Here is a 19,357-nt window from a genome sequence, read left to right on the forward strand (position 1 = left end):
CCCGGCCGGGAGAGAGGCGCGTTCAGGCTATACCCGGCGTATTAGTCATCCGCCGACACGCGGATCACCACCTTACCAAAGTTTTCACCTTTCAACAGGCCGATCAGCGCCTGCGGCGCCTGCTCCAGACCGTCGATCAGCTGTTCGCGATATTTAATTTTACCCTCCTGCACCCAGCGCCCCATCTGCTGCTGGAATTCCGCGATCCGATGCCCATAATCCTGGCCGATAATAAAGCCCTGCATCCGAATGCGTTTCTTGAGGATGGTCGCCATCAGCAGCGGCAGACGGTCCGGCCCGTCCGGCAAACCGGTGGCGTTATAGCCGCTCACCAGTCCGCAGACCGGAACCCGCGCCGCGGTGTTGAGCAGCGGCAGCACCGCGTCAAAAACCTTGCCGCCGACGTTTTCGTAGTAAACGTCAATGCCCTGCGGGCAGGCCTGGGCCAGCTGTTCGGCAAAGTCCGCCGCGCGATGGTCAAGGCAGACATCAAAGCCTAAGGTGTCAACCGCATAGCGACATTTCTCCGCGCCGCCGGCGACGCCGACGGTACGGCAGCCCTTAATTTTGCCGATCTGTCCGACCGTAGCGCCCACCGGCCCGGTGGCCGCAGCGACCACCAGCGTGTCACCCGGCTTCGGCTGGCCAATGTCCAGTAATCCCATGTAGGCGGTGAAGCCCGGCATCCCCAGCACCCCCAGCGACCAGGACGGGTGCTGCGGGTTGTCCCCCAGCTTCACCAGTCCGCTGCCGTCGGAAAGCTCATAATCCTGCCAGCCGCTGTAGCCCAGCACCCAGTCGCCGGGTTGAAAATCATCATGCTGCGAGGTCACGACGCGACTCACGGTCCCGCCCACCATCACCGCGCCGATGGCCACCGGCGGTGAATAGGACGGCGCGTCGCTCATCCGCCCGCGCATATAGGGATCCAGCGATAAATAAACGGTACGCAGCAGAACCTGACCCGGCCCCGGCGTCGGCACCTCGCTCTCTTCCAGGCGGAAATGCTCTGCCGTCGGTTCACCATGGGGACGGGAAGCCAGTACCCAGCGGCGATGGCGTTGCGGTTGTTCTGACATAGCAAACTCCTCTTGTTAGCAGACAGTACTGAGGCTAGCTGCTTTATGCGCAATGCGCTTTATCATTAAGAGCCGGATGGCGATTGATTAAGGCGCACCACCAGATAGACGCAGGTCTCTGCGGATTCATTGATAAAGCGGCAGTCGTTCGGTGGGCCGAGCTCCAGACAGTCCCCGGTCTGCATCTCGTGGCGGGTATTCCCTTCCAGGAACACCAGCTCGCCCCGCTGCAGCCAGATCAGCTGGCGGGCCAGCGCATAGGACGAAGCCGGCATCGGCACATCGCTGCCGGGCGGCAGCTCGATCTGCACCAGGTCAATGGGCAGATCGCTGCGCGGCGAAACGTGGCGGCGGAGATAGTGGCTTTGCGGGTCGTGCCATACCGGCTGGCTGGCAAAACGCAGCAGCTTGCCTTCCTGCATTTCCGCCCTGGCGATCAGGGTCGACATACTGATGCCGAAGGCGCCGGAAAGGCGGCCCAGCATCGACGCCGTCGGGCTGCTTTCGCCGCGCTCGATTTTATGGATCATCGCCCGCGAGGCGCCCGCCCGTTCGGCCAGGTCGTTCAGCGACCAGCCACGGGATTCGCGCTCGATGCGGATGCGCGCGCTGATACGCTGATTGAGGTTGTCTTCTATAGTATTCATAACGTAACACTATAGTGTGCGCGCAGGCATTACACAACCGCCCGTCGGGCCGCATAACCCCTGGCCCATCAGGAAAAAATTTGCTGAAAACGGATGACAGCGTGGCGTTCATTATTGTAATAATATCGTACTACTATAGTGTACGAAAAACTGAGGTTTGCTATGTCCATCCGCCCTGCCATTAAAGACGATTGCGCGGCGATCGCCGAGATCTATAACCACGCCGTCGTGCATACCGCCGCTATCTGGAATGACAAAACCGTGGATACCGACAACCGCATCGCATGGTTTGAAGCCCGCCAGCTGGCAGGCTTTCCGGTGCTGGTGAGCGAGGAAAACGGCGTCATCACCGGCTATTCCTCCTTTGGCGACTGGCGCGCGTTTGACGGCTTTCGCCACACCGTGGAGCATTCGGTGTACGTTCACCCCGAGCACCAGGGGAAAGGCCTGGGCCGCAAACTTCTGGTCGCCTTGATCGCCGAAGCGCGTCGGCTGAATAAACATGTGATGGTCGCCGGGATCGAGTCGCAGAACCACGCCTCGCTGCACCTGCATGAAACGCTAGGCTTTATCACCACCGGGCAGATGCCGCAGGTGGGAACCAAATTTGGTCGCTGGCTGGATCTGACCTTTATGCAGCTGCAGCTTGATGCGCGCCAGGACCCGGACGGCCAGGCATGAATGGGTCGCTTACCCTCGCCTTTCTGGTGGCCGCCGGCGTAGGCCTGGTGGTGCAGAACACCCTGATGGTGCGCATCACCCAGTCGGTGTCGACGATCCTCATCGCCATGCTGCTCAATTCGCTGGTAGGTATCGTTATTTTCGTGACCTTGTTGCTGCTGCGCCAGGGCGTCGCCGGCTTTCATGAGCTGGCCCTGAACGTGAAGTGGTGGACGCTGATCCCCGGCATGCTGGGATCCTTTTTCGTCTTCGCCAGCATCAGCGGCTATCAGACCGTGGGCGCAGCCACCACCATCGCGGTACTGGTGGCCAGCCAGCTGGTCGGCGGGTTGATCATGGATTTAATTCGCGCCCACGGCGTACCGCTGCGGGCGCTGATCGGGCCATTATGCGGCGCGGTGATGCTGGTGGTGGGCGCCTGGCTGGTGGCCAGACGCCAGTTCTGAGCGCCTGTTCAGAGGATCGCGCCGCCTTTGGTCAACTGCTCGCGGCGCGCGTCCTGCTCTTCCTGATGCTGTCGCCCATGGTGAGCGATGGCGGTGCGCAGGCGCTGCTGCTGAGTATAGCGTTCCTCACGACTGAGCTGCGCGTCATCGCTCAGGGCGATCAGCAGCTCATTCATATGCGCGATAACGCCCTCGGCAAGGATGTCATCGACTTTAACGATGACCTCATCCAGATGTGCCATTCTGTTCTCCTTTCACTTAATTCAGCTTCGCTTTGGAAAAATCGCTCCCCATCATGCTCACAGTGTAGCCGCTGACGTTGCTGCGGGTGGCATAGAAGGTCTTGCCGGTCGCCAGGGTGATCCACGGCGCCTGCTGGTAAAAGATCTCTTGCGCCTGTTCGTAGAGTTTGGCGCGCGCCTGCGGATCGCTCACCAGCAGGGCTTTCTTCACCAGCGCGTCATACGACTTATCGCACCAGCGGGCGGCATTAGAGCCGGTCTGGATATTATCACAGCTGAGCAGCGTGCCGGCAAAGTTGTCCGGGTCGCCATTGTCTGACATCCAGCCGTACAGGGCGCTGTCGTGTTCGCCTTTACGCATGCCGGCCAGGTATTCGCCCCACTCATAGCTGACGATCTTCGCTTTCACCCCGACTTTCGCCCAGTCGTTTTGGATCATTTCAGCAATGCGTTTTGAGTTCGGGTTGTAGGGCCGCTGAACCGGCATCGACCACAGGGTCACTTCCGCCCCTTGCTCCAGACCCGCCTGTTTGAGCAGCGCCTTCGCTTTCTGCGGATCGTAGTCGTAGTCCGGGAGGTCTTTTTTATACCCGAGCATGGTGGATGGGATCGGCGACTTCGCCACCGTACCGGAATCGAGGAACACCGCCCTGACGATGGCCTGTTTGTCGGTGGCGTAGTTTAACGCCTGGCGCACCAGCACATTATCAAACGGTTTTTTCTCGGTGTTGAACGCCAGATAGCCGACGTTCAGCGCCTCGACGGCGTGCAGCGTCAGATCGTTGTTGCCCTTGATCACCGGGAACTGTACCGGCGAAGGCGCTGGAATAATCTGGCACTCGTTAGTCTGCAGTTTAGCCAGCCGGGTCTCGACGTTCGGCGTGATGGAGAAGATCAGGTGCTTCGTCGGCACCTCGCCTTCCCAGTAGTGGGGATTGGCGATATAGCGGATTTGCGAATCCACTTTATACTGCTGCAGAGCATAGGGTCCGGTGCCGACAGGCCAGTTATCGACGTTTTCTGGCGTTCCTTTCTTCAGCATCGCCTCGCCATATTCCGCCGACAGAATAGAGGCGAAGTCCATTCCCCAGTCGGCAAGAAACGCCGCGTTCGGCTGATTGAGCACAAACTGGACGTGATAGTCATCGACCTTTTTCACCGACTTAATCAGCTTATCGAGGCCCACATCGTGGAAGTACTCATAGTTCCCCTGCGACACCTTGTGATAAGGATGCTGAGGATCCATCTGGCGCAGTACCGAAAACAGGACGTCGTCGGCGTTAAAATCGCGGGTCGGTTTGAAGAATTTATTGCTGTTGAACTTCACCCCCTGACGCAGCGTGAAGGTCCAGGTTTTGCCATCTTCAGAGACATGCCACTCGGTGGCCAGCGACGGGATCGGCGTGTTCTTCACCGGGTCAAAGGTGACCAGACGGTTATACAGCACCTGCGAGCTGGCGACGAACGACGGGCCGGAGCTGGCGATCTGCGGGTTGAAGGACTCCGGGGAGGCCTCTGAGCAATAGACCAGCGTGTCATTGCCCGCGGCCCATGCGGCGCTGGCCGGCAGCAGCGCGCTCAGCAGCAGCGCCAGCGTGGTTTTCCCTGTAGACATGGTTATAAGCCCTGATTATTGATTATAAGAACCGTAATAACAGCACAGCCCCTGGCCCCCGGCAAATAATCAATGGCTATCACCTTATGCCAATCGCGCTGAATTTGCTGGTTTAATCGGCGTCGCGCTGCTTTTTGCGCCAGGTACGGTTGGGATGTTGTGAGCTACGCACAATTCCGGCAAAAAAATGTGCGATAACCGCCCCGCTCACGCTCGCCGCCAGCCGCGACCGGTACACTGGAGGAACCGCAGAACAAGAGGTTACCCCCATGACAATCACCTGCAATCTGTACCTTGACGGCCAGTGGCACGATGCCGAAGACGGTCGGACCTTTACCCGGCGCCACCCTGCCCACGACGACGTCGCCTCGGTTGCCGCTGCCGCCAGCCTCGCCGACGGTAAACGCTGCGTCGAGGCCGCGGCCAGCGCCTTCCCGCAGTGGCGCGATACATCCCCGGCGGAACGGCGACGCTTACTGCTCGACGCGGCGGAGCATATGCTGCTGCGGGAAGCTAAATTTATCGCCGCCATGGCGGCGGAGACCGGCGCCACCGCCCACTGGGCGGGATTTAACGTCCATCTGGCGGCCGATATCCTGCGCGAAGCGGCGGCGCTGACCACCCAGATCGAAGGGCAGATCATTCCATCCAACGTGCCGGGCAATCTGGCGATGGGGGTCCGCCAGGGTGCCGGCGTGGTGCTGGGCATGGCGCCGTGGAACGCGCCGCTGATCCTTGCCACCCGGGCGCTGGCGACGCCGCTGGCCTGCGGCAACACGGTGATCCTCAAGGGCGCTGAGCTCTCTCCGGCTACACAAGGATTGATTATCGACGCCCTCGACGCGGCGGGCTTCCCGCCGGGCGTGGTGAACTATCTTACCTGCGCGCCTCAAGACGCGCCGGCGCTGGTGGAGTCGCTGATCGCCCATCCGGCGGTGCGGCGCGTCAACTTTACCGGTTCCACGCCGGTGGGGCGGATTATCGCCCGCACCTGCGGGCAGTATCTGAAACCGGCGGTGCTGGAGCTCGGTGGCAAAGCGCCGCTGCTGGTCCTCGACGATGCCGACATTGAGCAGGCGGCGGCGGGCGCCATTTTTGGCGCCTTCGCCAACGCCGGACAGATCTGCATGTCCACCGAGCGCATTATTGTCGACAACGCCGTGGCGGAGCGCTTTATCCCTCTGCTGACCAGGCGCGCCGCTTCTCTCCCCGCCAGTCTGACCGGCCCGGTGGTCGACATGAACACCGTTACCCGCTGCAACGCGTTAATCGACGATGCCTTAACCAAAGGCGCCCGCCTGCTGACCGGCGGTAAAGCCAGCGATACCCACATGGCGCCTACCTTGCTGGACGGCGTCACCCGCGAGATGCGGCTGTGGAACGAAGAGTCCTTCGGCCCGGTAAAAGCGATTATTCGCGTTAATAACGATGAAGAGGCGCTGGCGGTAGCCAACGACAGCGACTATGGCCTTTCCGCTGCGGTCTACAGCCGCGACAGCGCCAGAGCGTGGAACCTGGCGCAACGTCTGCAAACCGGCATTTGCCATATCAATGGCCCAACCGTTCATGATGAAGCGCAAATGCCGTTTGGCGGCTGCAAAGCCTCCGGCTATGGCCGGTTCGGCGGTCGGGCCGGGATTGCGGAATTTACCGAGCTGCGCTGGATAACGCTCCAGACCCAGCCTCGCGAACTGCCATTCTGACGCTGACTCCCCCTTAGCCGTGGCTGGCGATGAGCTGCGCCAGCCCTTCCGGGTTTTCCCACGCCATTGAGTGCCCCGCGTGGGGCACAATCCCGACCGGGATCCCTTGCGCCTCTACCCGTTCGATATCCGCATAAGGGAGCGACTGCTCGCCGACGATCAGTATCTTCTGACAGCGCAGCTGGCAGAGCTGAGTAAACCAGGGGGTATTGCTGCCATGTATCAGGCTGCTGGCGGCTCGCCAGACGGCCCAGGGGGCGCTGTTTTGCAAACAGCCGGCCCAGGGCGAGCGCTCTTCCGCCAGCATCCTGGCGTAACCTTCGGCGATAAAGGCCGCCTCTGACTGCGCCGCTATGCGCCTGCTGTACTCGCCGCCTCCGGCGAACAGGTTGGGTTCAGAAACCAGCAGCGTCGTCACCCGCTCCGCCAGCAACCCTGCCGCTTCAATGGCGATGCTTCCCCCCATGCTATGCCCGTACAGCGCGAAGCGCTGCAGGCGCAGGTGGTCGAGGACTTGCTCCACCGCTTGCGCTTGTCTATGTATGTTGTAACTAAAGTCGTGCGGTTTATCGCTGTAGCCGAAGCCCGGTAGATCGATAAGTATTTTGCGCCGCCCGTTGAGCGCGGGGGCGCTGGCGACGCGGGGGTAGTCGTAAGATGACGCGCAGCCGAGGCCGTGGATAAACACCAGCGGAAGCCCCTCTCCCGGAAGATCGAGCCAACGCAATGTGGCGCCTGCGACGGACGAAAAGAAACCGTTCACCTGTTTGCCTCCATGATAAGGTTACTGTGTTTTTATACAGTAACCTTATCCTTGCCGCCACCCTTTTCTGTCGTCCGCCGCCGGAGCGTTAAAACAGCGAGACGAGGAGCGCCATCGGGAAGCTGAACGGCCAGGTGGCGCCGATCAACAGGGCCGCCAGCAGGCGGATCACCCGGCTCTCTTTGGTTAAAAACCAGCTAATTACGGCGCAGATCACGCCCATAATGGCGTAAAACACCAACATTTTTTGATATAACGTCATTCTTCGTTTTCCTTCCCTGAGGAGCGTTCCATGGTGGGATAATTATCTGCCATGACGTCGTGATTCAGAGATATCTGTATAACAAATTCAGAATCGGGCTGAATATTCAGAACAAAGCCCGATTCGTCTTAATCCGATAGCGCAACCGCGCCCGCCGTACTATACCTTTAGGGACTTACTCATTAAGGTGGCGTTATGGATGTCTCCAGCAAGACCGTCGTTATGATTAATGTCTGCGCCGCGTTCGCGCTTATCAGCCTGCTGTCGGTGAGATTTGGCTGGTTTTAATCATTTTACTCAGCAACGAAACCTAAAAAAGCAGCCCTCTGGGCTGCTTTTTTAGGTGCGGAGGCTCGCGCCTATATTAGGGTCATAAACAATACGGGCTGAGTGGCCTGCGAAAATAACCTTGTTTAGCGCAGGGTTATAATGAGGCAAAACATTCACTTTCTCACTATCCCATTCGGCGGCGGCGCAAACGGCCTGCCCCACTCCCGCGCTCTCACAGCCCTGAATACGTTTTGCTGGCGCGTTACCATAGCTCAGCGCCACGGTGCCGACAGCCAGCAGAATAAAAGCAAAAATTTTCACAGCGACATCAACGTTAAAACCGAATATGCGTGAAATGATCGCATGAGCGGCGGCGGAAAGTCAAACCCGGGAGCGTGCGCCACCGCGCTGGCGCGTATGGCGGATTGACGCGCCGGTTATTAAATATTGCGAATAAATATTACCCGTTAACCGTAAATATAAAAGCCTTATTTATCGTCGTGAAATAGTTTCTGTTCAGCGCAATCTGATTCGTCTGATAAAGATAATATTTCGCCAATCGCAAACCAAAAGATTATCGCGCGTTGGCCGAAAATGCGATATACCGCGCAGGCGCTGGATCTTAATAAGATAAAAGGCGGCTACAAGCCGTTGTAACTTAACCTTTTCATGTCAGGCCTCGCTGGCTAGGGCCCCCAATAGCGCTAAATGACAACAAATATCATTTGCCTTCTCTTCAGAGAATACTTACATTCATAACTATTGGTAATGTTTTTAGCGCTGTGCGCTTTTATATTTCGAGGTGGATATGTCCGGAATCATCACCCTGGTCATCGCGCTGATCCTGCTGGTCGCGGCGGTGTATAATCTTATTTCCTATATACGGGACCGTCGCAGCGCCAGCTTGCCGAGCAAAAAAACCAAGCGCTGAACACAGTTAACGCGACTTCCTTCCTGCGCCAGCATCGCTGGCATACTCCTCTTCCTGGCTTAGTGCGGACATAAAAAAAGCCCCTGCCATCAGGCAGGGGCCGGTATTGGGTCGCAAACCGCGACGTTGCCGCCTCACCCGCCGGGCGCGACGCGCCCAGGGTGACTGGCGAACCCCATCCGGCGCTTATCTCCGGCACTCACGATGGCTTAGCTCTTGAAGGGGTATCAGAATAATCTCACATTCCCCGCCGCGAGTTTTAACCATTTTTGCCATCGTGACTATTAGCGAACTAACACACCCATTGCGTAATCATTCGTTGCCGCTTATGGGTCAATCCGTTAGCCATGTTTAACCATCACATGGCGGACCACGGTGTAATCCTCAAGGCCGTACATCGACATGTCTTTCCCATAGCCCGACAGCTTCTGACCGCCATGCGGCATTTCACTCACCAGCATAAAATGGGTGTTGACCCAGGTGCAGCCGTACTGCAGCCTGGCGCTGAGCCGGTGGGCGCGGCCAACATCTTTCGTCCACACCGAAGAGGCCAGACCATACTGGGAGTCATTTGCCCAGCTCAGGGCCTGCGCTTCATCGCTGAAAGGCGTCACGCTGACCACCGGGCCAAACACTTCGCGCTGCACGATGGCGTCTTCCTGCCGGGCGCCGGCGAGCAGCGTCGGCTGGAAATAATAGCCCGCGCCGTCCGCCCGATTGCCGCCGGTCACCACTTTAATATGCGGTAGCGCCTTTGCGGCTTCCACCGCGGCGCTAACGCGCTCAAGATGGGCCAGCGAGCTCAGCGGTCCCAGCTCGGTGGCGGCATCCTCCGGCGCCCCCATTTTCAGGCTGGCCACCGCCGCCCCGAGCTTCTCCACCAGCTGCTCATAAATACCCTGTTGGGCGTAGATCCGGCAGGCGGCCGTACAGTCCTGGCCGGCGTTGTAAAACCCGAAGGTCCGAACGCCATCCACCACCGCATCGATATCCGCGTCGTCAAAGACGATGACCGGCGCCTTACCGCCCAGCTCCATATGGGTACGTTTAATCGACGAGGCGGTATGGCCGATGATATGCGCGCCGGTGGCAATCGACCCGGTCAGGGAAACCATTCGCACCTTCGCGTGGGCGGTCAGCGGATCGCCCACCGTTTTGCCGCGGCCGAACAGTACGTTGACCACCCCTTCCGGAAAAATATCTTTTGCCAGCTCTGCCAGCTTCAGCGCCGTCAGCGGGGTGATCTCGGAGGGTTTTAGCACCACGCAGTTGCCGGCCGCCAGCGCCGGGCCCAGCTTCCAGGCCGCCATCATCAGGGGATAGTTCCACGGCGCGATGGAGGCCACCACGCCCACCGGGTCGCGACGGATCATCGAGGTATGCCCTTCCAGATACTCTCCGGCCGCCATTCCCGGCAGGCAGCGGGCGGCGCCGGCGAAGAAGCGGAAAACGTCCGCAATGGCCGGCATCTCATCGTTAAGCACGCAGTGCAGCGGCTTGCCGCAGTTCAGCGACTCCAGCTGCGCCAGGGACTCCGCCTGCGCCGCGATGGCATCCGCCAGCTTCAGCAGGCATTCCGCGCGCGTTTTCGGCGTCGTCTGGCTCCAGGCGTCGAACGCCCGATCCGCCGCCTCAACGGCGGCATCCACCTGGGCCGCTGTCGCTTCGGCAATCTCCAGGATCACATCGCCGGTCGCAGGGTTGTATACCGGCACCTTCTCGCCTTCACCTGCCACTAACTTACCGTTTATCAAGAGGTTGTGTTGCATAGCATTATCCTGTTTCATGGTTTTATTTCCCGTTTCCGGCGACGTTATCGCCGTCGCGGGTGAGCCACCAGGCCCCTAAGATTGGTATCGTTGTTACCAGCATCACCAACAGCGCGACAACGTTGGTGACGGGCACATCTCGCGGCCGCCCCAGCTGATTCAGTAACCACAACGGCAAAGTTCGCTCATGCCCTGCGGTAAAAGTCGTGACGATGATTTCATCAAATGACAGGGCGAATGCCAGCATCCCGCCCGCCAGCAGCGCCGATCCCAGATTGGGCAGCACCACGTAGCGAAAGGTCTGCCAGCCGGTCGCCCCCAAATCCATCGAGGCCTCCACCAGGCTCCAGGAGGTCCGGCGGAAGCGGGCGATGACGTTGTTAAACACCACCACCACGCAGAAGGTCGCGTGCCCCACCACGATGGTCAGCAGCCCAGGCTCAAGGCCGACCGCTTTAAAGGCGGTCAGGAGCGCCAGGCCGGTAATAATCCCCGGCAGGGCGATGGGCAGCAGCAGCAGTAGCGACACCGCGTTCTTACCAAAAAAGGTGCTCCGCCACAGGGCTCCTGCAGCAAGCGTGCCAAGCACTAAGGCGATGGCCGTCGACAGGGCGGCAATTTTAAGTGACAACGTCACTGCCTCCAGAATATCGCTGCGCCCTGCCGCCTCGCTGAACCAGCGCAGCGTCAGCCCCTGCGGCGGAAAACTGAAGGCGGCATCTTCCGTATTAAAAGCATAGATGGCGATGATCAGCAGCGGAAAGTGGAGAAAGACCACCCCGCCCCATGTCGCCAGTTTCAGATACCAGGGTGCGCGTTCAGAGTGCATCGAAGGCTCCCAGACGTTTCACGAACGCCAGATAAAGGGCAATCAGCACGATCGGCACGAGGGTAAACGCCGCCGCCATCGGCATATTGCCGATCGCCCCCTGCTGCGAGTAAACCATATTGCCGATAAAGTACCCCGGCGGGCCGACCAGCTGCGGCACGATAAAATCGCCCAGCGTCAGCGAAAAGGTGAAGATCGACCCGGCGGCAATCCCGGGAATAGCCAGCGGCAGGACCACGTAGCGGAAGGTCTGCCGCGGGGCGGCGCCAAGATCGGCCGAGGCCTGCAGCAAAGAGCCAGGGATACGCTCCAGCGCCGCCTGCACCGGCAGGATCATAAAAGGCAGCCAGATGTAGACGAAGACCAGGAAGCGTCCGAGTCCGGAGGTGGATAAGGTGTTGCCGCCCACCGCCGGGACGGTCAGCAGAGCGTTCAGCGCCCCTTCCAGCCCGAGATGGCCGAGAAACCACTGCGCCACGCCATCTTTGGCTAACAGCAGCACCCACGCGTAGGCTTTGACGATATAGCTGGCCCACATCGGCAGCATGACCGCGATATAAAAGAAGGCCTTCATTTTGCCGCTGGTGTAGCGCGCCATATACCAGGCCATCGGCAGCGCCAGCAGAGCACTGGCCAGCGTCACGCACAGCGCCATGACCAGGGTGCGAACGATAATGTCGTAGTTGGCAGGGTTGAACAGCGCCTGCAGATTGGCCAGCGTGAAGTCGCTGGTCACCGACATGGTGAAGTCGTCAAAAGTATAGATACTCTGCCACAGCAGGGTCAGCAGCGATCCCAGATAGACGATGCCAAACCACATCAACGGCCCAAGCAGCAGCAAAAACAGGCCCAGCGCCGGCCGGCGCCAGAAGATCCCCGATACGCGTCCGGCCTGCGCAGGAACAATCGCCATGGTCATCTCAGCCTCCGCTTTCCAGCGGGGTCATCGCCGCGCGCGACCATGACGCCTGCACCGTTTGCCCGGCTCGCGGAACGCTCGCCGCCGCCGCGCCGTCGATATTGGCCTGGCTGACCAGCAGCTTGTCGCCATCCGCCAGCCGGAGCTCGATCCGCGTTGCCGCCCCCTGATACTGTACCGCCTGCACCACGCCCTGCACCTGCACTTCGCCGCCGCCCTGCAGGCGAACATGTTCCGGGCGCAGCGACCAGCAGCCCGCCAGGCCGCATAGCCGCCGGGCCGCCTCGGCCTCAAAGACGTTGGCGGTGCCGACAAAACCGGCGACAAAGGCAGTCTTCGGATGCAGATAAAGATCCTGCGGGGCATCCACCTGCTCAATGCGCCCGTTGTTAAACACCGCCACGCGATCGGACATCGACAGCGCTTCGCTCTGGTCGTGGGTGACGAAGATGAAGGTGATCCCCAGCGACTGCTGCAGCTTTTTCAGCTCCACCTGCATCTGCTCGCGCAGCTTTAAATCCAGGGCGCCCAGCGGCTCGTCGAGCAGCAGCACCCGCGGCTGGTTCACCAGCGCCCGGGCGATGGCGACCCGCTGCCGCTGACCGCCAGAGAGCTGGGAGGGCTTGCGATGGTGCGCAAAACCGAGGGCCACCTTCTCCAGCGCCTCCTGGGCGCGGGCATGGCGCGCTTTCTTCGCCACGCCTTTGACCATCAGGCCGTAAGCGACATTGTCGAGGATCGACATATGGGGAAACAGCGCATAGTCCTGGAACACGGTATTGACGTCCCGCTGCCAGGGCGGCAGCTCGCTGGCCGGCTGACCGAAGATCCGGATGGTGCCGCCGGAGAGCTGCTCAAAACCGGCAATCAGCCGCAGGCAGGTAGTTTTCCCCGAGCCCGAAGGTCCCAGCATGGAGAAAAACTCGCCGTCGCGGATACCAATGCTGACCCCGTCCACCGCCCGCACATCGCCATACAGGCGCGATACATTCTGAAACTCGACCGCGTACGTCATTGTTTGCCTCCGATCCTTAGCGGCCGCCCATTATCGCAATGTAGTCCTGCGTCCAGCGGCTGTAGGGAACGTATTTCCCCCCCTCGGCAACCGGCGTTTTCCAGAAGTGGATGCGGGCAAACTGGTCATAGCCGTTGGTCTCACAGCCCTTCTCTCCGAGCAGCGCGCTGGCTTTACAGCCCTCAGGCACCACCGGCAGCGAGCCGAACCAGGCCGCTACATCGCCCTGCACCTTCGGCGTGAGCGACCAGTTCATCCATTTATAAGCGCAGACCGGGTGCTTCGCCTCGCTGTGCAGCATGGTGGTATCCGCCCAGCCGGTCACCCCCTCCTTCGGAAATACGGTAGCGACAGGCTGGCCTTCCGCCTTCAGGCCGTTGGCCTGATAGGGCCACGAGCTGGAGGCGGCCACCCCTTCGTTTTTGAAGTCGTTCATCTGCACGGTGGCGTCATGCCAGTAGCGGTGGATCAGCGGTTGCTGGTCACGCAGCACCTTCAGCACCGCGTTGTACTGGGTTTCGGTCAGTTGATAGGGATCTTCGATCCCCAGCTGCGGTTGGGTGGCTTTGACAAACAGCGCAGCGTCGGCGATATAGATCGGGCCATCATAGGCCTGCACCCGCCCCTGATTGGTTTTGCCATCCGGAAGATCCTGCTTCACGAAGACCACGCTCCAGCTGTCCGGCGGCGTCGGGAATACGCGGGTGTTGTACATCAGCAGATTCGGTCCCCACTGATACGGCGTGCCGTAAACTTTGCCCCCGACGTTAAACCATGCCCCTTGCGCAATGCGCGGGTCGAGAGTGTGCCACCCGGCAATCAGCGCTGTGTTAATCGGTTGAACGCGTTTGCCCATGATCAGACGCAGCGAAGCATCGCCCGAGGCAGTCACCAGATCGTAGCCGCCCTTGGCCATCAGGCTAACCATTTCGTCAGAGGTGGCGGCAGTTTTCACATTAACCTGACAGCCGGTCTCCTTTTCAAACTGGCTGACCCAGTCGTACTGCTTGTCGGTCTGACCGCGTTCGATATACCCCGGCCAGGCAATAATATCCAGCCGCCCTTCCGGTTTATCCAGCGAGGTGAGTGGCTCAGCCGCCTGGACGGTCAGGCAGGCCATCCCCAGCACATAAAGGCTGCAACGGGCCAATTTTTTGCTCATCAGGTGTTACTCCTGTCACAAGGGAATTAGCGGCAGCCGTGCCGTAAAAATATCTCCTGAAATAAGGGTAGTCAGCGGATTAACGCCCTCGGGGGAATTTATTCAGGTTGTGACCCGGGACGCATTACGCAAAAATCGCCAACACAAGACTGACTTTATGGATTATAGACAACGAGTTAGAGAAAAAGGAGGGGTATGCGTATTTCCTATGGTGAGCGCCGGTAAAATAATGACCGGCCTCGATAAAAATCCATCTTCGTTTATTTTTAGCGATTGTTTATCGCGGCGAAAAATAGTCAAAGCGATCAGGAAAGCTGCTCACGAATTAGCTCGCCCAGGCGCTTCACCCCCTGCTCTTCGCGTTCTCCCCAGCCCCAGGCGGTATTAAAGCGGAAAAACGAGGTCCAGCTGGCGGAGGTGGAGAACATTTTTCCCGGGGCGATGCTGATGTGCGACGCCAGCGCCCTGGCGCTCAGCACGCTGGCGTCGGCCCCTTCCGGTAGTTCGATCCACAGAAAATAGCCGCTGTCGCTGTGATGGATAGTGACCTCCGGCGGCAGATGGCGCAGCAGCGCCTGCCAGGCCTGCTGTTTACGTTCCGCCAGCTGGCGGCGGAGACGGCGCAGATGGGCGTCATAGCGTTTGGTCGACAGGTAATCCACCAGGGCTAACTGCATCGGCGAGCTGGTGGAGAGCGTACTCATCAGCTGCAGCTGCTGGATCCGCCGCGCCTGTTTCCCGGCCGCCACCCAGCCGATGCGAAAGCCGGGCACCAGACATTTTGAAAACGAACTGCAGTGCAGCGTCATATCCTGTTGATCCCAGAACTTCGCCGGCAACGGCTTCTCGCGGCCAAAGTAGAGCTCGCTGTAAACATCATCTTCAATCAGCATCACGTCATAGCGCGCCAGCAGCGCCACCAGCGCTGCTTTTTTTTCGGCGCTGAGGGTGAAGCCGAGCGGGTTCTGGCCGTTGGTCATCAGCCAGCAGGCCTTGACCGGATAGTTTTGCAGGGCCGCCTCCAGCGCCGTCAGGTCAATGCCCTCTTTGACGTCGGTGGCCACCGACAGCGCCTTCAGACGCAGCCTCTCCAGCGCCTGCAGGGCTCCGTAGAAACAGGGATTTTCCACCACCACCCAGTCGCCGGGCTCGGTCACCGCCTGCAGGCTGAGGTTTAGCGCCTCCAGCGCTCCGGCGGTAATGACGATCTCGTCGGGCGAGACGTTCATCCCCTGCAGGGCATAGCGCCGGGCAATGGCGTGCCGTAGCTCCGCGTTGCCCGGTGGCAGGTTCTCAATCACGCTCATGGCGGTGGCGGTTTTACTCACCTGCGCCAGCGAACGGTTAAGCTGCTGGAGTGGAAAGAGACGCGGGTCCGGGAAGGCCGAGGCAAAGGGCAGCATTGACGCCTGGCGGCTGGCCTGGAGCACCTCAAAGATGTAAGTATTGATATCGACCGCTTCATCGCGGGTCACCTGAGCAGGCTGCGCCGGCTGACGAAGCTTCACCGGCTGGGGAGCGACGTAATATCCCGACTGCGGTCGGGCGACGATGCGCCCCTGGCTTTCCAGTAGCTGATAGGCATGGCTGACGGTCATAAAGCTCATGCCGCTGCTGACCACCTGCTCGCGCAGCGAGGGGAGCCGATCGCCCGGCAACCAGACGCCAAGCGCGATCTGGTCGGTCAGCTGCTGCGCCAGCTGTTGATACTTTTTCATTGTCACCCTTTCCTTGCTGCAACCTCCCTTTATCATATATCAGTTGTTATAAATTAACACTTTTAAGTAACTGTTATGTAAAACAGCGCAACCCGGTCACACAGAACGCCCGCAGGAAAGGTTCACGAGAAAATTGTCCAAAAAAACGATATGATGCATAACCAAAAAATGAACATGATACCGATGGTAATACATAAGCTATGTAATCCTTTTTCTGACATGACCATTCCCTTTTATTGATATCCTGAGAATAAAATACAAAGCACGGCTAAATACGACAATTTAAAATTATTTAATCCATAATTAACTGACTCATCCTTTTTACTGATTCTCATACTAGCAAACGTGTGCAGACGTTAAATTCATTAATAAAGAACAGATAATAAAATGCTATATCTGTCGTAATCAGAGGATATTGCTCACAAAAATTAAACGACCGCGCTTTCCCGGGCAGCTACAGGTCTAAGCTGATCCGTAAGACTACGATAATACAGTGAAATAGATTATTAATATTTTCCTGGCCAACAATCTGGCTTTGCTTTCAGCGTTAAAAATGACGCTGTTCCCTTGGGGGATTTCCATGTTGGCGGTCCCCGGAGACCGGCAAAAAGATCATAACAGCCGCCAACTGTTATGATAAAAAATGAACCGACTGCCTCTGCCCCCTTGCCGCCACCCTACCTAAAATTGCGCTGAATCAATTTTGTTGTGGAGTCCTGCATGTTCGGTCTTGATGCATTCCATCTGGCGCGAATTCAATTCGCCTTTACGGTCTCGTTTCATATTATCTTTCCCGCCATCACCATTGGCCTGGCAAGCTACCTGGCGGTTCTCGAAGGCCTGTGGCTGAAAAGCAAAAATCCCACCTGGCGCTCGCTGTACCATTTCTGGTCGAAGATCTTCGCCGTCAACTTCGGTATGGGAGTGGTGTCCGGGCTGGTGATGGCCTATCAGTTCGGCACTAACTGGAGCGGTTTTTCGCAGTTCGCGGGCAGTATCACCGGCCCCCTGCTGACCTATGAAGTCCTGACGGCGTTCTTTCTGGAAGCCGGTTTTCTCGGGGTCATGCTCTTCGGCTGGAACCGCGTGGGGCCGGGGCTGCACTTTTTCGCCACCTGCATGGTGGCGCTGGGGACGATCATCTCGACCTTCTGGATCCTCGCTTCCAACAGCTGGATGCAGACCCCGCAGGGGTTTGAGATCGTCGATGGTCAGGTGGTGCCCGTCGACTGGCTGGCGGTGATCTTTAACCCGTCGTTCCCCTACCGCTTGCTGCACATGACGGTGGCGGCATTTCTCAGCAGCGCGCTGTTCGTCGGCGCCTCGGCGGCCTGGCATCTGCTGCGCGGCAATCAGTCGCCAGCGATCCGCAAGATGTTCTCCATGGCGCTATGGATGACGCTGCTGGTCGCGCCGGTCCAGGCGCTGATCGGCGATATGCATGGCCTGAACACCCTGAAACACCAGCCGGCAAAAATCGCCGCCATTGAGGGCCACTGGGAAAACCTGCCCGGCGAGCCGACGCCGTTACTATTGTTTGGCTGGCCAGATATGGAACAGGAGCGCACCCGCTACGGGCTTGAGATCCCGGCGCTGGGCAGTCTGATCCTCACCCACAGCCTGGATAAACAGGTGCCGGCGCTGAAGGAGTTCGCCCCTGAGGATCGGCCAAACTCCACCGTGGTGTTCTGGTCATTTCGCCTGATGGCTGGTCTCGGCATGCTGATGCTGCTGCTCGGGGCGCTGGCCCTGTGGCTGCGCCGCGGCGACCGGCTGTACCACTCGCGGCCGTTTCTGCGCTTTGCCCTGTGGATGGGCCCCTCAGGACTGATTGCGATTCTCGCCGGCTGGGTGACCACCGAAGTGGGCCGCCAGCCATGGGTGGTGTATGGCGTTCAGCGCACCGCCGAGGCGGTTTCCGCCCACGGCGATCTGCATATGTCGGTCAGTTTGTTGACCTTTATTGTGGTTTACAGCGCCGTCTTCGGGGTCGGCTACAGCTACATGCTGCGCCTGATCCGCAAGGGGCCGCAGGAGGTGCAACCCGCGACAACCGGTACGCCAGCCCGCCCGCTGTCCGCCGCTACTGAAGGTTATCTGCAGAAGGAGTCCCGCTAATGGGTATCGAATTATCGGTGATCTGGTTCGTGATTATCGTCTTTGCCACGCTGATGTACATCGTCATGGACGGCTTTGATCTGGGCATTGGCATGCTGTTCGGCACGGTCCGGGGCAGCACAGAGCGCGACGTGATGGTGAACAGCGTCGCCCCGGTATGGGATGGCAATGAGACCTGGCTGGTGCTGGGCGGCGCCGGTCTGTTTGGCGCCTTTCCCCTCGCCTACGCGGTGATAATCGACGCCCTGTCGATCCCCCTGACCCTGATGCTGATCGGCCTGATCTTTCGCGGCGTGGCCTTTGAATTTCGTTTCCAGGCCACGCCGTCGCACCGGCCATTCTGGGACCGCGCCTTCTTTGGCGGTTCCCTGCTGGCGACCTTCAGCCAGGGCGTGGTGGTCGGAGCGGTGATCGACGGTTTTACCGTCAGCGGTCGCGCCTTCAGCGGCGGCATGTTTGACTGGCTGACCCCGTTCAGCCTGTTTTGCGGACTCGGGCTGTGCGTGGCCTATGCGCTGCTCGGCGCTACCTGGCTGGTGATGAAGAGCGAAGGCGCGCTGCAGCAGCGGATGCGCAGCGCGTCGCGACAGTTGCTGGTTGCCCTGCTGGCGGTGTTTGCCGTCATCAGCCTGTGGACGCCGCTGGCGCACCCGGCGATCGCCGCCCGCTGGTTCAGCCTGCCGAATCTCTATTTCCTGCTGCCGGTGCCGCTGCTGGTGCTCCTGATTAGCGCCTGGCTGTGGCGCACACTGCCTCTGCACGACCGCCATGTCTCGCCTTTCACCCTAACGCTGGGCCTGGTGTTTCTCGGCTTTAGCGGCCTGGGGATCAGCATCTGGCCGCATATTATTCCGCCATCGATTACCTTGTGGCAGGCCGCCGCCCCGCCGCAAAGCCAGGGCTTTATGCTGGTGGGCGCGCTGCTGATTATTCCGGTTGTTCTTGGCTATACCTGCTGGAGCTATTACGTGTTCCGCGGCAAAGTCCAGCCAGGGGAGGGTTATCATTGATGAAAACCGTCTGGTCCAAACGTCTGCTGTGGCTGATCGCGCTGTAGGGAGGCAGCGTGCTGACGCTGGCCGCCATCAGCCTGCTGTTTCGCCTGCTGATGACCGCCGCGGGTCTTAAAGTTTGAACCAGGATGCAGAGAAATCGGGATCCGGAGTTCTCCATCTTGTCTTCACTTTT

Annotated in this window: 20 protein-coding genes and 1 pseudogene; 8 read left to right on the top strand and 13 right to left on the bottom strand. The window is 59.4% G+C overall.

Annotated features, from left to right (window positions below; translation table 11 throughout):
• Positions 1 to 41: 41 nt before the first annotated feature.
• Positions 42 to 1,079 carry an NADP-dependent oxidoreductase gene (locus MKR05_RS05160; protein ID WP_049116187.1) on the bottom strand — a complete coding sequence of 346 codons (1,038 nt, stop codon included), beginning with the start codon at positions 1,077 to 1,079 and terminating at the stop codon, positions 42 to 44.
• A 65-nt stretch (positions 1,080 to 1,144) separates the two neighbouring features.
• A complete protein-coding gene (locus MKR05_RS05165; RefSeq protein WP_023289886.1) occupies positions 1,145 to 1,726 on the bottom strand; it encodes an XRE family transcriptional regulator in 582 nt (193 codons plus the stop codon).
• A 162-nt stretch (positions 1,727 to 1,888) separates the two neighbouring features.
• On the opposite strand from MKR05_RS05165, the gene MKR05_RS05170 reads away from it, so the two are divergent.
• The gene (locus MKR05_RS05170; RefSeq protein ID WP_023289887.1) at positions 1,889 to 2,407 is read left to right on the top strand and encodes a GNAT family N-acetyltransferase; all 519 of its coding nucleotides are present in this window, start codon (positions 1,889 to 1,891) and stop codon (positions 2,405 to 2,407) included.
• Entirely contained in the window at positions 2,404 to 2,853 is a 450-nt protein-coding gene (locus MKR05_RS05175; RefSeq protein WP_023289888.1) for a DMT family transporter, read from the top strand. Before MKR05_RS05170 ends, MKR05_RS05175 begins: the two co-directional genes overlap by 4 nt.
• Positions 2,854 to 2,861: 8 nt before the next feature.
• On the opposite strand, the gene MKR05_RS05180 is transcribed toward MKR05_RS05175, so the two are convergent.
• Together MKR05_RS05180 and MKR05_RS05185 are read right to left on the bottom strand one after the other, a co-directional pair.
• Complete coding sequence (locus tag MKR05_RS05180) at positions 2,862 to 3,095, bottom strand: YdcY family protein (RefSeq protein ID WP_023289889.1); 234 nt, start codon at positions 3,093 to 3,095, stop codon at positions 2,862 to 2,864.
• Positions 3,096 to 3,111: 16 nt separating this feature from the next.
• Entirely contained in the window at positions 3,112 to 4,710 is a 1,599-nt protein-coding gene (locus MKR05_RS05185; protein ID WP_023289890.1) for an ABC transporter substrate-binding protein, read from the bottom strand.
• A 269-nt stretch (positions 4,711 to 4,979) separates the two neighbouring features.
• On the opposite strand from MKR05_RS05185, the gene MKR05_RS05190 reads away from it, so the two are divergent.
• Positions 4,980 to 6,413, top strand: coding sequence for an aldehyde dehydrogenase (locus MKR05_RS05190; protein ID WP_131096221.1), 1,434 nt, complete (start codon positions 4,980 to 4,982; stop codon positions 6,411 to 6,413).
• 13 nt (positions 6,414 to 6,426) lie between these two features.
• On the opposite strand, the gene MKR05_RS05195 is transcribed toward MKR05_RS05190, so the two are convergent.
• On the bottom strand, positions 6,427 to 7,176 hold the full coding sequence (locus tag MKR05_RS05195; RefSeq protein ID WP_131096222.1) for an alpha/beta fold hydrolase: 750 nt from the start codon (positions 7,174 to 7,176) through the stop codon (positions 6,427 to 6,429).
• An 88-nt stretch (positions 7,177 to 7,264) separates the two neighbouring features.
• Positions 7,265 to 7,438 carry a GhoT/OrtT family toxin gene (locus MKR05_RS05200; RefSeq protein ID WP_008804686.1) on the bottom strand — a complete coding sequence of 58 codons (174 nt, stop codon included), beginning with the start codon at positions 7,436 to 7,438 and terminating at the stop codon, positions 7,265 to 7,267.
• 195 nt (positions 7,439 to 7,633) lie between these two features.
• On the opposite strand from MKR05_RS05200, the gene yncL reads away from it, so the two are divergent.
• Positions 7,634 to 7,726: a stress response membrane protein YncL gene (gene yncL / locus MKR05_RS05205; protein ID WP_002906891.1), complete on the top strand. Its 93-nt coding sequence runs from the start codon at positions 7,634 to 7,636 to the stop codon at positions 7,724 to 7,726.
• A 51-nt stretch (positions 7,727 to 7,777) separates the two neighbouring features.
• Here the strand turns inward: yncL and MKR05_RS05210 are convergent, their stop codons facing one another.
• Entirely contained in the window at positions 7,778 to 8,029 is a 252-nt protein-coding gene (locus MKR05_RS05210; RefSeq protein WP_032453085.1) for a hypothetical protein, read from the bottom strand.
• Positions 8,030 to 8,516: 487 nt separating this feature from the next.
• On the opposite strand from MKR05_RS05210, the gene MKR05_RS05215 reads away from it, so the two are divergent.
• Entirely contained in the window at positions 8,517 to 8,639 is a 123-nt protein-coding gene (locus tag MKR05_RS05215) for a small membrane protein (protein ID WP_004175940.1), read from the top strand.
• A gap of 341 nt (positions 8,640 to 8,980) precedes the next feature.
• Here the strand turns inward: MKR05_RS05215 and patD are convergent, their stop codons facing one another.
• From patD to MKR05_RS05245, 6 genes are all read right to left on the bottom strand, one after another.
• Entirely contained in the window at positions 8,981 to 10,408 is a 1,428-nt protein-coding gene (gene patD, locus MKR05_RS05220; RefSeq protein WP_101866172.1) for an aminobutyraldehyde dehydrogenase, read from the bottom strand.
• A gap of 22 nt (positions 10,409 to 10,430) precedes the next feature.
• The gene (locus tag MKR05_RS05225) at positions 10,431 to 11,237 is read right to left on the bottom strand and encodes an ABC transporter permease (protein WP_017900483.1); all 807 of its coding nucleotides are present in this window, start codon (positions 11,235 to 11,237) and stop codon (positions 10,431 to 10,433) included.
• Complete coding sequence (locus MKR05_RS05230; protein WP_004202776.1) at positions 11,227 to 12,156, bottom strand: ABC transporter permease; 930 nt, start codon at positions 12,154 to 12,156, stop codon at positions 11,227 to 11,229. Before MKR05_RS05230 ends, MKR05_RS05225 begins: the two co-directional genes overlap by 11 nt.
• Before the next feature lies 1 nt (position 12,157).
• On the bottom strand, positions 12,158 to 13,171 hold the full coding sequence (locus MKR05_RS05235; protein ID WP_048294949.1) for an ABC transporter ATP-binding protein: 1,014 nt from the start codon (positions 13,169 to 13,171) through the stop codon (positions 12,158 to 12,160).
• Positions 13,172 to 13,187: 16 nt separating this feature from the next.
• Positions 13,188 to 14,333 carry a putative ABC transporter substrate-binding protein YdcS gene (gene ydcS / locus MKR05_RS05240; RefSeq protein ID WP_023289895.1) on the bottom strand — a complete coding sequence of 382 codons (1,146 nt, stop codon included), beginning with the start codon at positions 14,331 to 14,333 and terminating at the stop codon, positions 13,188 to 13,190.
• A 305-nt stretch (positions 14,334 to 14,638) separates the two neighbouring features.
• Positions 14,639 to 16,051 carry a PLP-dependent aminotransferase family protein gene (locus tag MKR05_RS05245; RefSeq protein ID WP_101866241.1) on the bottom strand — a complete coding sequence of 471 codons (1,413 nt, stop codon included), beginning with the start codon at positions 16,049 to 16,051 and terminating at the stop codon, positions 14,639 to 14,641.
• Between the two features lie 720 nt (positions 16,052 to 16,771).
• Here MKR05_RS05245 and MKR05_RS05250 point away from each other — a divergent pair.
• The 3 genes and pseudogenes from MKR05_RS05250 to MKR05_RS05260 all read left to right on the top strand — a co-directional run bounded on the left by MKR05_RS05250 (position 16,772) and on the right by MKR05_RS05260 (position 19,304).
• Entirely contained in the window at positions 16,772 to 18,169 is a 1,398-nt protein-coding gene (locus tag MKR05_RS05250) for a cytochrome ubiquinol oxidase subunit I (RefSeq protein ID WP_060589482.1), read from the top strand.
• A complete protein-coding gene (gene cydB / locus MKR05_RS05255) occupies positions 18,169 to 19,179 on the top strand; it encodes a cytochrome d ubiquinol oxidase subunit II (RefSeq protein WP_072421595.1) in 1,011 nt (336 codons plus the stop codon). Before MKR05_RS05250 ends, cydB begins: the two co-directional genes overlap by 1 nt.
• Positions 19,179 to 19,304: pseudogene (locus tag MKR05_RS05260) on the top strand (DUF2474 domain-containing protein). Before cydB ends, MKR05_RS05260 begins: the two are co-directional and overlap by 1 nt.
• The last annotated feature ends 53 nt before the right edge of the window (positions 19,305 to 19,357 follow it).

The organism is Klebsiella sp. K5-204 (genome assembly GCF_030128585.1).
Taxonomy (GTDB): domain Bacteria; phylum Pseudomonadota; class Gammaproteobacteria; order Enterobacterales; family Enterobacteriaceae; genus Klebsiella; species Klebsiella quasipneumoniae.